This is a genomic window from Arthrobacter sp. DualSoilB13 (genome assembly GCF_055389195.1).
In genome coordinates, this window is record NZ_AP035865.1 from 192,552 (window position 1) to 206,429 (window position 13,878).

At 63.1% G+C, this 13,878-nt stretch carries 14 protein-coding genes and 1 tRNA gene; 7 read left to right on the forward strand and 8 right to left on the reverse strand.

Annotated elements, in window-relative coordinates; translation table 11 throughout:
- Positions 1 to 113: 113 nt before the first annotated feature.
- On the forward strand, positions 114 to 815 hold the full coding sequence (locus tag ACZ5J0_RS00945) for a TetR/AcrR family transcriptional regulator (RefSeq protein ID WP_464093957.1): 702 nt from the start codon (positions 114 to 116) through the stop codon (positions 813 to 815).
- Here ACZ5J0_RS00945 and ACZ5J0_RS00950 read toward each other — a convergent pair.
- The 5 genes from ACZ5J0_RS00950 to ACZ5J0_RS00970 form a co-directional block, all read right to left on the reverse strand.
- The gene (locus ACZ5J0_RS00950; protein ID WP_464093958.1) at positions 812 to 1,720 is read right to left on the reverse strand and encodes a zeta toxin family protein; all 909 of its coding nucleotides are present in this window, start codon (positions 1,718 to 1,720) and stop codon (positions 812 to 814) included. The genes ACZ5J0_RS00945 and ACZ5J0_RS00950 overlap by 4 nt on opposite strands.
- Positions 1,644 to 2,171: a hypothetical protein gene (locus ACZ5J0_RS00955; RefSeq protein ID WP_142937150.1), complete on the reverse strand. Its 528-nt coding sequence runs from the start codon at positions 2,169 to 2,171 to the stop codon at positions 1,644 to 1,646. The genes ACZ5J0_RS00950 and ACZ5J0_RS00955 overlap by 77 nt, the downstream gene beginning before the upstream one ends.
- 133 nt (positions 2,172 to 2,304) lie before the next feature.
- Positions 2,305 to 2,928, reverse strand: coding sequence for a Pr6Pr family membrane protein (locus tag ACZ5J0_RS00960; RefSeq protein ID WP_142937149.1), 624 nt, complete (start codon positions 2,926 to 2,928; stop codon positions 2,305 to 2,307).
- A gap of 56 nt (positions 2,929 to 2,984) precedes the next feature.
- Positions 2,985 to 4,358, reverse strand: a complete 1,374-nt coding sequence (radA, locus tag ACZ5J0_RS00965; protein ID WP_166840984.1) for a DNA repair protein RadA — start codon at positions 4,356 to 4,358, stop codon at positions 2,985 to 2,987.
- Between the two features lie 51 nt (positions 4,359 to 4,409).
- Positions 4,410 to 5,537: an FUSC family protein gene (locus tag ACZ5J0_RS00970; RefSeq protein ID WP_142937147.1), complete on the reverse strand. Its 1,128-nt coding sequence runs from the start codon at positions 5,535 to 5,537 to the stop codon at positions 4,410 to 4,412.
- A 249-nt stretch (positions 5,538 to 5,786) separates the two neighbouring features.
- Between ACZ5J0_RS00970 and pstS the strand changes: the two genes are divergently transcribed.
- From pstS to pstB, 4 genes are all read left to right on the forward strand, one after another.
- Positions 5,787 to 6,908, forward strand: a complete 1,122-nt coding sequence (gene pstS / locus ACZ5J0_RS00975; RefSeq protein WP_250820706.1) for a phosphate ABC transporter substrate-binding protein PstS — start codon at positions 5,787 to 5,789, stop codon at positions 6,906 to 6,908.
- A 138-nt stretch (positions 6,909 to 7,046) separates the two neighbouring features.
- The gene (gene pstC / locus ACZ5J0_RS00980; protein WP_024819033.1) at positions 7,047 to 7,979 is read left to right on the forward strand and encodes a phosphate ABC transporter permease subunit PstC; all 933 of its coding nucleotides are present in this window, start codon (positions 7,047 to 7,049) and stop codon (positions 7,977 to 7,979) included.
- A complete protein-coding gene (gene pstA / locus ACZ5J0_RS00985; protein WP_166840987.1) occupies positions 7,980 to 9,083 on the forward strand; it encodes a phosphate ABC transporter permease PstA in 1,104 nt (367 codons plus the stop codon).
- Positions 9,084 to 9,150: 67 nt separating this feature from the next.
- The gene (pstB, locus tag ACZ5J0_RS00990; RefSeq protein ID WP_017197024.1) at positions 9,151 to 9,930 is read left to right on the forward strand and encodes a phosphate ABC transporter ATP-binding protein PstB; all 780 of its coding nucleotides are present in this window, start codon (positions 9,151 to 9,153) and stop codon (positions 9,928 to 9,930) included.
- 112 nt (positions 9,931 to 10,042) lie between these two features.
- Here pstB and ACZ5J0_RS00995 read toward each other — a convergent pair whose 3' ends face one another.
- Together ACZ5J0_RS00995 and ACZ5J0_RS01000 are read right to left on the reverse strand one after the other, a co-directional pair.
- The gene (locus ACZ5J0_RS00995) at positions 10,043 to 11,059 is read right to left on the reverse strand and encodes an anion permease (RefSeq protein WP_464093959.1); all 1,017 of its coding nucleotides are present in this window, start codon (positions 11,057 to 11,059) and stop codon (positions 10,043 to 10,045) included.
- A gap of 1 nt (position 11,060) precedes the next feature.
- Positions 11,061 to 11,678, reverse strand: a complete 618-nt coding sequence (locus ACZ5J0_RS01000) for a DUF47 domain-containing protein (RefSeq protein ID WP_043469600.1) — start codon at positions 11,676 to 11,678, stop codon at positions 11,061 to 11,063.
- A 194-nt stretch (positions 11,679 to 11,872) separates the two neighbouring features.
- On the opposite strand from ACZ5J0_RS01000, the gene ACZ5J0_RS01005 reads away from it, so the two are divergent.
- Positions 11,873 to 12,601, forward strand: a complete 729-nt coding sequence (locus ACZ5J0_RS01005) for a hypothetical protein (protein ID WP_142937143.1) — start codon at positions 11,873 to 11,875, stop codon at positions 12,599 to 12,601.
- Between the two features lie 234 nt (positions 12,602 to 12,835).
- Here the strand turns inward: ACZ5J0_RS01005 and ACZ5J0_RS01010 are convergent, their stop codons facing one another.
- The gene (locus ACZ5J0_RS01010) at positions 12,836 to 13,495 is read right to left on the reverse strand and encodes a hypothetical protein (RefSeq protein WP_142937142.1); all 660 of its coding nucleotides are present in this window, start codon (positions 13,493 to 13,495) and stop codon (positions 12,836 to 12,838) included.
- A 230-nt stretch (positions 13,496 to 13,725) separates the two neighbouring features.
- On the opposite strand from ACZ5J0_RS01010, the gene ACZ5J0_RS01015 reads away from it, so the two are divergent.
- Positions 13,726 to 13,798, forward strand: a tRNA-Lys gene (locus ACZ5J0_RS01015).
- The last annotated feature ends 80 nt before the right edge of the window (positions 13,799 to 13,878 follow it).

Consider the following 13,878-nt stretch of genomic DNA (forward strand, 5'->3'; position numbering starts at 1 on the left):
GCCTGTGTAAAGCCTTGGTTACCGCGTATTTCCGGGGTGTAAATGAAAACTCACCATTACGGGAGGCGGCCGTGAACGGGAACTTTGGGGTTGGCGCGGTGCAAGAATGAAGGGTGACTACAGCCGGACCGGGACGCCCCCGTAAGCAGCAGGCGGTGCGCCCTGGGGCCACCGCCCGCGAAGAGATACTGGATGCGGCAGCCGAGCTTTTCACGGGCCAGGGGTTCGCGAACACCTCCACCCGGGCAATCGCCGATGCCGTGGGAATACGGCAATCGTCGCTCTATCACCACTTCTCCACCAAGGACGAAATCCTGGGTGAGCTGCTCGGCGGGACGGTGTCCACCAGCCTGGCTTTTGCCCGGGCTGTGCGGGATCATTCCGACGACGCCGGCCTGGCTGCGGCACGGTTGCACGCGGTGGTGCTATTTGACGGTTCACAGCTGTGCAGTTCGCGCTGGAACCTGGGGGTGCTCTACCACCTCCCGGAAGCCAGGGCAGAGATCTTCCGACCCTTCATGGCAGCCCGCAAGGAACTCAGGACTATCTACGGCGAGTTGGGGCGGGAACTGGCGGCCATCTGTGACGCCGACCCGGGCCTGGGAGACACCGCGTTCCGGCTGGTGGAGTCCTTGATCAACCTCCGCGCGGACGGGCTGATCGCAAAAGATTCGGCATCCACCACCGCCGATACCGTGTTGACGCTGGCCGGGCTGAGGCGCGATCTCCCGGCAGTGAGGGCTGCAGGCAAGGAGCTCATCCTCCGCTTTGGAGGGGTTGCCTTGCGGGCGCCAGCCGAATCTCTCGCCGGCTAAGTCGTTCTTGGTGCCACATCCAGAGGAACGGGAGCGTCTCCCTCCTTGACTCCGTTTCTTGCGACGTAAGTACTGCGTTCATCACTGATGCCCGTCCTGTCATAGACGTACAGCGTTACTTCGTCGAAGAGGTCGGCAAGGGGGTCGTTGAATAGGGCCACGGCATTGGCATTGCACGTGCTGGCTGTCGTCGCGCCAGCTACATAGAGGCCGTCGATCGCCTCCGGAGGTGTAAACCGTCCGCCAAGATGGGAGCCCGTGCCCGCAAACGCTTGCTCGCGACCACCCCACCAGCGTTCGCGGGCCTGCGCTTTAGCAGTCTCGCGGCTCACTTCTACGTCGACGACAGTGAGATGGCTATAGTCGCCGGTCAGGAGCCATTTGAGGTAGCGGTCTTTGAGGTTTGGCCACGAAAAAGTGCCCTCAATGGCAACGTTCACGCCGTCTTCAATCGATCGCCGCAAAACCGCGTTCGCTAGATCGGCAGATTCCGTGTGGACAAGCGAGGCCAACTCATTGGGCAATAGCGCGCGCCCGTCCGGCAGCTGAAGATCGAGGAGATCGTCAAATATGCCGTCGGTGCAAGCAGTTTCAAGAAGATGCTCCTTGATGACATCCGGGTCGATGACCCGATATCCCGTAAGCCCAAGCTTTTTCACCTCGGTTGACTTCCCGGCGCCGGGTGGACCAGCAGTGATGAGAGCCGCAGACCCATCCTTACCAAGGTCTGCGGCGTCTGATGTGTAGCTCTCGATCAGCTCAGAATGGAATTTGCGGCGCAACTTATCCCGTGCGTCATAAAAGACCGCTGTTGATCGGTGGGAGTCCTTATGAAGAAAGGACCCAGGCTGTGACAGACGAATCAACTCGCGCTCGGTGCGCAACCGCGCGTCCATTGCCGTCATCCAGGTCCCCCTTGGTAGTGTCCGCGGAGGACCTGCGAACATGCTCCAAGAGGTAGTCGAAGTCGTCGTCACTCAGCAGGCCTCTGTGAAGCGCATCTGTGACTTGCTCCCAAGAGCCTGAGGTTCGAACGCTCAGCGGATTTTCCGGCTGAGCATCCTGCGCGAAACTGTAGTTCCAGCTTACAAGCTCGGTCAGCATGGACGCGTGATCCAACTGGCCAGCAGCGTGCCGCAGGATCACCTCACGAGGAGACCTGGCGATCGCGGCAGGCACTGCCTCAACACGCCGCAGTATTCTGGAAACTTCTGCCTGCGAAATACCGGCATCGTTGGCTATTGCCGTCTGGGAGGCGCCGTCCTTGTGCGCTGCCATCACCGCGCGAATGTGATCCAAGCGCGCCAGTTCCTTCTGCGCGTAGGCGATCTGAAGAGGCCTCAGGGTCGTCGGCATGATTGGGTTTCTCCTTCCGCCGAAGGCTATACCAAATGTATAGCTGTACCTCAGTCTTGTCCTGCGGCTGCGCACTGTCAACACGAGCTACGTCACTTTGCTCGTCCCGGGAGCGGAGTCTTGCCTCGGTTGTTTAGTAATCCACCTGACGCTTCATCTTGTTCCCCAGCCATAGCATCGCCAGGCTCACCACCAGGAAGCCGACGGAAATAGCGAGGGCAAACACCACCACGCCGCCCCAACCGCCGGCCCGGGCAGGGTCAATGAACCAGTACGGGTACCAGTTGACCAAAGCCCCGCGAATGAGGCTGTAAACCAGGTAGCCAACAGGGTAGAGCAGCCAATACCAAATGTGCTTGGGGCGCAGGGTGGCGCGCGGCGGTTGAAACAGCCAGTCCGCAACCATCACCACTGGCATCAGGTAGTGCACCACAAAGTTGACCCACGGAAGCAGCGAGCCGAGGTCCTCACCCGCCAATAGCGCACCAAAGACGAGCCCCACCACGGCCATGGCGATGGTGGCCGTGCCGCGCGTAACATCGTCCGCCTCGGTAGGCCGTTTCCGGACCAACACCCGGTACCCGCTGATCAGGAGCACCAACGCAGCGAAGATATTGGACAGGTTGGTGAAGTAGCTGAAGAAGTTCCACAGGTCATAGCCCAGGCCCAGATGAACCGTCAGCTGTGTTCCCACCGCCACCAACGTCAGAAGGCCAAAGAAAAAGCGTCCCCCGATAAGCACATTCCGTTTGGTCATGCCTCTCATCCTCGCTGACTGCACACCCTGAACCGCCCCGACACCCCGGGGCAGGATCAGGTGATCAGCAGTTCCAGGGCCTCGGCCAAGTGGCCCACTTCGCGCACCGAGAAGCCTTCCGGGATTACACCTGCACCCGCAGGGCTCGCCGGGACAATGGCGTGCGTGAAGCCGAGCCGGTGGGCTTCCTGGATGCGCTGGTTGATCCCCGGCACGGGGCGCACCTCGCCCGCCAAGCCAACCTCGCCGAAAGCAATGAGTCGTTGGGGAAGTGCCTTGCGGGACTTCGCCGAAGCTACGGCCAAAGCAACAGCCAGGTCCGTGGCCGGTTCGGTCAGCTTCACGCCGCCCACGGTCGCCACATAGGAGTCGTCCTTATGCAGCATGCAGCCGGCACGCTGCTGAAGAACTGCCAGCAGCATGGCCACCCGGGAGCTTTCCAGCCCGCTGGTAGCGCGGCGGGGTTGCGAGTTGGGACTCTCGGCAAGGAGCGACTGCACCTCTGCAAGCAGCGGCCTGCGACCCTCCATGGTCACAGTGATGCAGGTGCCCGAAACGGGCTCACGGGTCCGTGAAACGAACAAACCGCTGGGATCAGCCAACCCCTCGATGCCCGTTTCGTTGAGGTCGAAGCATCCGACGTCGTCCGTGGCACCGTAGCGGTTCTTGACGGCCCTCAGTAGGCGCAGTCGGGAGTGGCGCTCGCCTTCGAACTGGCACACCACGTCTACCAGGTGTTCCAACAAACGCGGGCCGGCGATGGTGCCTTCCTTGGTCACGTGGCCCACCAGCAGCGTGGTCATGTTGCGTCGCTTGGCCGCTGAGATGATGGACGCCGCCACCTCACGAACCTGGGACACACCGCCCGCGCTGCCCTCCACGTCCGCGCTGCTTAGCGTCTGCACGGAGTCCACAATCAGCAACTTGGGTTCAAGCTTCTCCACTTGGCCCAGTGCCTGGCCAAGATCTGTTTCAGCCGAAAGATAAAGGGTGTGGGCCACGGCGTCGATCCGCTCGGCGCGCAACTTCACCTGCGCCGCCGACTCCTCGCCCGTGATGTAGAGGACATCCTGTCCCGTGCGCGCGAACTTCGCAGCTACATCCAGCAGCAGCGTGGACTTCCCGACGCCGGGTTCCCCAGCCAGCAGGATGACGGCACCGGGGACCAACCCTCCTCCCAGGACGCGGTCCAACTCGTCCACTCCCGTGGGCAGGAACGCCGCGGTGGTCCCATCCACCTCAGCGATCCGGCGGGCCGGCTCCAAAACTGTTGCGGCCGCCGTCGTACGCGCTACCGTGGCGCCGTACTCCTCTACGGTTCCCCAGGCCTGGCACTCACCGCAGCGGCCCACCCACTTGATGGCGGTCCAGCCGCATTCGGCGCATTTGTAAGCGGGTGTCTTGGATGCGCGGGAGGTCTTCGAAGCCATGCGTTCCAGCGTAGTGGCGGGGACTGACAGTATTAGCCACCCGGGTGGACGCTACAGCGCCGGGAGCACCGCCCGGGCCTCGTCCGGTTCCATGCCGCTCGCCTCCAGCAGATCAACCATGAGTGGCCGGAACAGCATGACCACGGTTTCTCCCTCGAGCCTTTGCACGTCCAGCATCTTGGGATGCAGGCGCGCCGCAATGTCTGAAAGTTCGTTCCGGGCCCGGCGCAGATGCACCCGCCGTGTGCCCTCACTCTGCTCCGACAACCCAATGGTCATCTCGTCAATCGCCGCGGCGGTTTCCTGAAGGACTTCGGAGATGCTCTCGATCGCTTCGTCGGACAACGCGGCATGGTTGATTGCACTGGTGAGACGCCGGGCAAACACCCGGCTGTTACGCAACGCCAGGTCAATGTACTCCAGGGAGTGCTCCAAGTCGGCAAGCTCATCGCGGTGCCTCCGATGTGCCGGTGCCAGTGTGGCGACCTCGCCGGAAGCCCGCAGAGTCTGCCGCATCCGATCCACCAAAGGCTGGCAGTTCCGGCCACGGATCAGGGCATGCCAGGCCTGGGTGGAATCGCTGTCGATCATGGCCTTGGCACACTCACGCAGCACCTCCGAAAGCTCATGCAGGATCTTCTGGACATCCTTACGGGGCTCCCGGCGCGGGTCCTTCGGCACCAGGAATGTCACCAGCAGCGCAAAAACGCCACCCACCACGGCATCCAGGCTTCGGGTAAACGGCCCACCTGCCGGCGCCGGCAGCAGCACCACCAGCAACGACTGCAAGCCCAGCTGGGTAGTGAAGATGGTGCCGCTGTCCAGGAACCTGGCCAGCAGGATGGAAAAAAGAAGCACGACGGCGGCCTGCCAGATCCCAGCGCCCAGCCAGTGAAGCAGCAGGTCGCCAACCACAATGCCCAGCGTGCAGCCAAGACCCACCTCGATCACCCGGCGCAACCGGGGATCCCGGGAGAATCCGAGGGCAATCAAGGATGAAGTAGCGGCAAACAAAGGACCCTGGTGGCCCAGCACGTACTCAGCGAAAGCGTAGGCACCCACGGCGCACACCGTCATCTGAATGGCCGGCGTCAACGAATTCCGGCTGCGAACCAATCCGGTCCTGACTCTTGCGCGCAGGAACCTCTTGCTTGCAGTAAATCCCTTTGCGGCAGCCATGCGTTCCAGTCTATTTGCCCGGCCGGCGTTCCCACGAAGAGCAACTACCTCAAGCCAGGCACCCCTCAAGGTGGCACGCGCCACATAACCCAATGGTCCGCCGTCGTTCATCTTCCGTTCACCTTGCACCGCAGATCCCGTTACCTGCGCTCCTTACCTTCAGTAAAGGAACACATTGGTCCACAGCTCGCGCACGCCGAAATCTCCGTTCGGCCCGCATCGAAGAATCCCTGGAAGGGGCACATCCAAGTGAAGGCAACTCACTTCGGCCGCAACGCGGCAATCGCGGTCATCGCAGCCGGCGCTCTCGCGCTCACTGCTTGCGGTTCAGACAACGCAACCGGCACCACTGGGGGCACCCAGTCGGCAGCTACCGGCCCCAAGGTCACCGGCACCCTGACCGGCATCGGCGCGTCCTCCACCGGCGCAGCAATGGATGCTTGGAAGGCCGGCTTCTCCGCCGCAAACTCCGGCGCGACTGTTCAGTACTCCCCGGACGGTTCCGGCGCAGGCCGCAAGGCCATCATCGACGGCTCGGCACAGTTCGCCGGCTCCGATGCCTACCTGAAGGACGAAGAGCTTGAGAGCTCCAAGGCCAAGTGCGGCCCCGACGGCGCCATCAACATCCCGGTGTACATCTCCCCGATCGCTGTTGCCTTCAACGTCCCCGGCGTCACGGACCTCAAGCTCGACGCCGCGACCGTCGCCAAGATCTTCCGCGGCGAAATCGCCAAGTGGAACGATCCCGCAATCGCCGCCCTCAACGAAGGCGTCACCCTGCCGGACCTCAAGGTCACCCCCGTGAACCGCTCTGACGACTCCGGCACCACCACCAACTTCACCGACTACCTCGCAGCTGCTGCTCCCGAGGTTTGGACGGACAAGGCTGCCGGCATCTGGCCCGCAACCCTGGCAGGCGAGAACGCCAAGGGCACCTCCGGTGTGGTCAAGACCGTCACCGACACCCCGGGCGCCGTAACCTACGCTGATGACTCCGCCGTTTCCGGCAAGCTGGGCACCGCCTCCATCAAGGTGGGCGACGAATTCGTCAAGATCTCCGCTGAAGCCGCTGCCAAGGCCGTTGAAGCCGGCAAGCCCGTTGACGGCCGCGCCGCCAACGATGTTGCCATCAAGCTGGACCGCAAGACCACCGCATCGGGCGCCTACCCCGTAGTCCTGGTCTCGTACCACGTTGTCTGCACCACCTACGAGACCAAGGAAGTTGCTGACCTGGTCAAGGGCTTCGAAAGCTACGTCGTTTCTGACGAAGGACAGAAGACCGCAGCTGACGCCGCGAAGTCCGCACCGCTCTCCAAGGCGCTGCAGGACAAGGCAAAGGCCGCTATCGAAACCATCAAGGCCAAGGCCTAAGGTTTCCCGGCGGGTTTGCTGAACCCGGCTGAACACTGAAGTTCCCTGTCCCGCTCTCCGGTGGCCACCGCGGCACCGGCGCGGGGCAGGGAACTTAGCCATGTAAGACCAGTTCACTCCAGACTGAAGGAACGTGAAGTGACCACCAACTCCCTGACAACCTCCCAAGGCGCAGGACGCGCCGGGGACAAGGTTTTCTCCGGGGCCGCCATGGCCGCAGGGTGCCTGATTCTCGCGGTCCTCTTCGGAGTCGCCTTGTTCCTTGTGGTGCAGGCAATCCCTGCCCTGACCGCTCCGGCTGAGGACATCCAGGGCGGCAACGGCTTCTTCGCCTACATCGCCCCGATCGTGGTGGGCACACTGATTGCCGCCGTGATCGCCCTCGTCATCGCCACCCCCGTGGCAATCGGCGTGGCACTGTTCATCTCCCACTACGCTCCGCGCCGGCTCGCTGCCGGTCTGGGCTACGTGGTGGACCTGCTCGCAGCCATCCCTTCCGTTGTCTACGGCGCCTGGGGTGCGGCTTTCCTGGCCAAGGAGATCTCCCCGGCCTATGACTGGCTGGCCACTTACCTCGGCTGGATCCCCATCTTCGAAGGACCGGCGTCCGCCACCGGCAAGACCATCCTGACCGCCGGCATCGTCCTTTCCGTTATGGTCCTGCCCATCATCACCTCCCTGTCCCGCGAAATCTTCCTGCAGACCCCCAAGCTGCACGAGGAAGCCGCGCTGGCACTCGGAGCCACCCGCTGGGAAATGATCAAGATGGCCGTGCTGCCCTTCGGCCGTCCGGGCATCATCAGCGCCATCATGCTGGGCTTGGGCCGGGCACTTGGCGAGACCATGGCCGTTGCCCTGGTGCTCTCCTCCGGTGTCCTCACTGCCAGTCTCATCCAGTCCGGCAACCAGACCATCGCCGCGGAAATCGCACTGAACTTCCCGGAAGCCAGCGGTATCAAGGTCAACACGTTGATCGCCGCCGGCCTGGTGCTGTTCGTCATCACCCTGGGCGTGAACATGATCGCCCGCTGGATCATCACCCGGCACAAAGAATTCTCGGGAGCCAACTAAATGTCCGCCACAGTAGTCCGCAAGCGCTCAGCGCTCACCAAGGGCCAGTTGCCCAAGTTCGCGCCCTACATTGTCCTGGCCGTCGCACTCATTGTGGGCGCGGCCATCATGGCGCTCATCGGCTTCAACGCCTTCGGCTGGGGCATCGTCTCCGCCATCCTGTTTGCCGTGGTCCTGGTTTCCTGGAGCGGGGCCGTTGAAGGTTCCAGGAAGGCCAAGGACAAGCTCGCCACATGCCTTGTGGTGGGCTCGTTCCTGATTGCACTCCTGCCCCTGATCTCGGTGATCTTCACCGTGCTGGTCAACGGCATTCCCGGCCTCATCACTCCCGGCTTCCTGGGCACGTCCATGAACGGTGTCACCGGCGCGTATGACAACAAGGCAGTGGAGGAAGGCGCCCCGGTCCTGGGCGGTATCTACCACGCACTGCTGGGCACCATCCAGATCACGCTCCTTGCCACGGTCATCTCCGTACCCGTGGGTCTTCTCACCTCCATCTACCTGGTGGAATACGGCAACGGCCGTCCGTTGGCCCGCGCCATTACGTTCTTCGTGGATGTCATGACCGGCATTCCCTCGATCGTGGCCGGCCTCTTCGCGGCAGCGTTCTTCTTTGCCATCGTGGGCCCAGGCACCAAGACCGGTGCGGTAGCCGCCGTCGCGCTTTCAGTCCTGATGATCCCTGTTGTTGTCCGCTCCAGCGAGGAAATGCTCAAGATCGTCCCCAACGAGCTCCGCGAAGCCTCCTACGCCCTGGGCGTCCGGAAATGGCGCACCATCACCAAAGTGGTTATCCCGACGGCGATCTCCGGCATCGCGTCCGGCGTCACCCTGGCGATCGCCCGCGTGATCGGTGAAACCGCGCCCATCCTGGTGACCGCCGGCTTCGCCACCACCATCAACAACAACGTCTTCAGCGGCTGGATGGCCTCGCTGCCCACGTTCATTTATACGCAGATCCTCAACCCGACGTCGCCGTCCAACCCTGAGCCGTCGGATCAGCGGGCCTGGGGCGCGGCGCTGGTGCTGATCATCCTGGTGATGCTCCTGAACCTCGGAGCCCGCCTCATCGCCCGTCTGTTCGCGCCCAAAACGGGCCGCTAGCCGGGCCGGCCGCCGTTTGACGGCGGCCCCTTCACACTTCCAAACCCCCAAGGAACAAAGGAACACCATGTCCAAGCGCATCGACGTCAAAGACCTCAATGTCTACTACGGCAACTTCCTGGCCGTCGAGGACGTCAACATCAACATTCAGGCCAAGTCCGTTACGGCCTTCATCGGCCCGTCCGGCTGCGGCAAGTCCACCTTCCTCCGCACGCTGAACCGCATGCACGAGGTCCTCCCCGGCGCACGCGTCGAGGGCGAGGTCCTCCTGGATGGCGACAACCTCTACGGCCCCGGCGTGGACCCCGTAACGGTCCGCACCCAGGTGGGTATGGTCTTCCAGCGGCCCAACCCGTTCCCCACCATGTCGATCCGCGACAACGTGTTGGCCGGCGTGAAGCTGAACAACAAGAAGATCTCCAAGGGTGCAGCCGATGCCCTGGTGGAGAAGTCCCTGGTGGGCGCCAACCTGTGGAACGAGGTCAAGGACCGTCTGGACAAGCCTGGCTCGGGCCTTTCCGGTGGTCAGCAGCAGCGCCTGTGCATCGCCCGCGCCATCGCCGTTGAGCCCCAGGTGATCCTCATGGACGAGCCCTGCTCCGCCCTGGACCCCATCTCCACGCTGGCTGTTGAGGACCTCATCAACGAGCTCAAGGACCAGTACACCGTGGTGATCGTTACCCACAACATGCAGCAGGCCGCGCGCGTGTCCGACAAGACCGCGTTCTTCAACATCGCCGGCACCGGCAAGCCCGGCAAGCTCATCGAGTTCGCTGACACCACCAGCATCTTCAACAACCCCGCACAGAAGGCCACGGAAGACTACGTCTCCGGCCGCTTCGGATAAGGGGTCCTGCAGATTCCGGCTTCTATGGGGGGAGTCGGCACAGAACGACGGCGGCCGTCGCCTTGGGGGTACGGCCGCCGTCGTTTTTTCTAGATGGGTTCGCCCGTGAAGGTCAGAGGTCCGCCAGGGGCGAGAACGCCAGCTCCAGGATGAAGGCCGCTGCGGCCGTGATCAACGGCGTTGCCACCCAGAACAACAGGATTCTCCGGACCAGGCGCCTATTCACAGCGTGGAACCGCTGGTTCACGCCGGCGCCCAGCACGGACGCGGTCAGCGTGTGCGTCGTGGAGAGTGGCAGGTGAAGACCGATGGCGCCCACGAACAGCATCACGGACGTCAAGGTTTGTGCCACGAAACCTCGCAGTGGATCAACCCGAATCAGTTTGTGTCCAAGGGTGTGGGAGATCCGCCAGCCGCCGAACATGGTGCCGGCGGTGAGCATGATGGCTGTGAGCAGCAGGATCCAGAGCGGCACGTCGCCGCCGCCGGACAATCCGGCCGCCACCACGGCCAACACCATGACGGCAGCCGTTCGCTGACCGTCCTGGAGGCCATGGCCGAAGGCCACAGCTGCGGTGGAGACGGCCTGCGCCCGGCGGAACCGCCGGTTCACCACGTTCGGTTGCGTGTAGCGTGCAGCCCACGTCACTGGCCAAACCAGCAGGTACGCAGCCACGAACGCGATCACGGGCGAGAGCAGCAGGGGCAGGGCAACTTGGGCCAGCAGCACGTTGTCCATGCCGCCCACCGCGTTCCCGCCCACAAGAATGCTCGCGGCGCCGGCACCAATCAGGCCGCCAACCAGCGAGTTCGTCGAAGACAAGGGAATGCCGCGCCACCACGCGTAAACGCCCCACAAGATAGCGGCGGTGAGCGCGGAGGCCAGCATGGTGAGGCCGCTGGTCCCACTGGGCAGGGTGATCCACGACTGCGTGAAGGCGAGAATGAAGGTGCCGCTGAGCATGGCACCCACAAAATTGAAGATGGCGGCGAGCAACACGGCAATCGACGGCGTGAGGGCGCGGGTCCGGGTGGAAAGCGCGACGGCGTTGGAGACGTCGCGGAAACCGTTGAGGAACGCGAACCCGGAGGCCAAAGCAACGACGAGGACCAGGAAGGCGATGGTCACGTCATGATTCCTTGACGATGATGCTGCCCACCTGGGTGGCGACCTTCCGCATGTCCTTGGTAACTTCCACCAATTGGTTGGCGATGTCGCGATGCCGGGCGTACTGCGTGGACTTCATGTCCTTGAGCATCTCGGCCACCCAGATCCGGTGGGAGCGTTCTGCACGCTTGGCGAGCCTCAGGATTTCGATCCAGTAGTCCTCAAGCTCGTCCAGGTCCTCGAGCTTTCGCATCGCATCCACGGTGAGCTCGGCCTGCCGGCTGATGATCTCCAGCTGGTCCGCAGCACGTTTGGGCAGTCGGTCCAGTTTGTAGAGCGCTACGAGGTCCCCGGCTGCGTCGAGCTTCTCCATGGCCTCGTTGAGGTGGCGGGAGAGGGTGTACATGTCCTCGCGGGGGAGCGGGTTCACGAAGCTGGTCCGCATGTGCGTCAGCAGCGCGAAATGGAGGTCCAAGGATTTGGATTCGTGCTCGTGCAGCTCTTCGGCGAGGCGCTGGTGCTCACTGGCCGGCGCGCCGAGTATTTCCGAGAGCGTTCCAGTCGCGGCAACAATGACGCCGGCCATCTGCGCGAGCAGTACGAGCCCGGCAGGTTCCTGGGGAAAAAGGCGCAGCTTCATGTCGCTTCCGGGCTGGGGACGGGTGGGCACGGGCAGTTTGACTTGACGCCGCCCGTTTCGGTCCCAACTTTACCGGCACTGCCGCGGGGTCTGCGAAGTTCACGCAGCGTTGCGGGTACTTCTCCCCATCGCTGCGCCTCCGCAACCATGCGACACTTGGTCAAGTACCAATTAATCCACTCAATGGGGGAAGCATGCGCTTGAACTATGTCATGAAGATTTCCGGTATCGCCGCGGCCGGCCTGTTGGCCCTGACGGCTTGTGGTGGCACCACAGCAGGCTCCACGACGGGTTCCGAACCGTCGTCGTCCTCCTCCGCCGCGGCTTCACCGTCCGCGTCTGCGTCCCCGCTGGCCTCCACCTCGTCCGAGGGCGCCGGCACTTCCTCCGGCTCGTACAAGGTAGCCGCCTGGGCGCTGCCCATCTCCGAGGCCGGGGACAAACTGGGCACCATCAAGGGCGACAGCTTCAGTGTGGACGTCTACCAGGTTGCCACTGACGTTGCATCCAAGGACAGCATGTTCGTGGACAAGGAAACCAAGGAAAACCTGCTCAAGAAGGGCGACCCCGTGGTGTACCTGAACTACGTGGTGACCAACACCTCTTCAGCTGATATCCCCCTGAGCCACTCGCTGATCACTCCCAACGCAAAGTACACGGACTGGAAGTACCTCGGCGGAATGCCTTCGGACTCCAGCAGTGATGGGTACAAGAAGCACGGACTTTCCAGCTCCGGCGTGAAGCTGAAGGAGAAGGACCCGTTCGTGCTGAAGCCGGGTGAGTCCTTCAACATCGCGGAGAACTTTGCCTACACGGCCGGTAAGGAAACCGAAATCAAGGTGACCATGACGCCGCAGGATGCTGCCGGCGACCTTGATCATGACAAGAAGGAAACAGCTGAGACCACGGTCACGCTGAAGTAGTTAATACCGCGAAGGCCCGGGCCGGCATCACTGCCAGTCCGGGCCTTCGGCGTTTGGGCATAAAAAAGGTGCCGAACCGGATACGCCTCTCGGCGGTAGGCCGCTCGAAGCGGCTATATGTTGAAGCCCGGGGGTTTCGCGGTTCGACACCAGCTTTAGTTTTCACCGTCAGGCGGGCTAAGTCAACATTGACAGGCCGGGCCCGACGTGGGTAGGTTTGGCCCCTTTTTCCGGCTAGTCCAGCTCACCCAGGCGCCACGCATTGGCCGCGTGCTCAAGGTCTTCGGCGGTCTTCACCAGCTGGTGTGAATTGCGGGTTAGCTTGCTGGCATGGCCCTCGTTGCTGTGCTCCGCGCCGTCGGCAAGAGTCGCCTGGCCCAGCGCCACTACGCGGCAGAAAGCGGCGGAACGTTCCAGCGCGACGTCGAACTCGCCGTCGAAAGCGCCGGACAAGATGGCGTCAGCCATGGTCTTCATTTCCTCGGCTCCCGGCGGCTCAGCGGCACCTGCCACCACATTGGACACCTGCGCGGTGTCGCGACCGGCCCTGAAGTAAACGGAGATCCTCTCAGGATTCTGAATGGTGGCGGCGCGGAGGGCATAGAGCCTCCAGAGCGCGCCGGGCAACGAGCGCGCGGGACTTTCGGCCCACATCTCGGCGATGGCTTCGAGGCCCTGCTCGTCAGCCAGCTTCACCAGCCGGCTTGTGACCGTGGGATCGTCGCTGTCGCGGCCGCGTCTGACTAGGGCTTGGGCGGCGAGGTGGGCTGCTTCCGAGACCCGCGCGGGGTCGGCACCACCTGCGAACGGTTCGAAATCGATGGGCGCGAAGGGCTTGGGCTTGTGGTGCCTGTTCGCTCCGCCGTACGCACGTGATCCTGGCTGTTCGCTCATGAGTTCACCGTACTCCTGTGCTCTGGTGGGGTCGAGTGAGGACCCTGGCCAGTCGGCGCCCGGTGCCGCCACCACCTACTTTGGCGCCGCATAGGGTTCGACACGCCGCCCCAGGCTCCCGCCGTCGTCGTCCGCGGTTCAGAGTGGGTCTCTACGGCGCACATCACCTTCAGTTCCTCGCTGGCCTTGACCTTGGGGTACAGTATTCATGGCTGTTTCAACAGCTGGAGGGGCCTTTAGCTCAGTTGGTAGAGCATCGGACTTTTAATCCGTGGGTCGTGGGTTCGATCCCCACAGGGCCCACCCTCCTAGACAGGCCGGGGACCTTGAGTCTCCGGCCTGTGCTTTGTCTCCGCCCGGACGCGCGGGCGCTCTGACCCCCG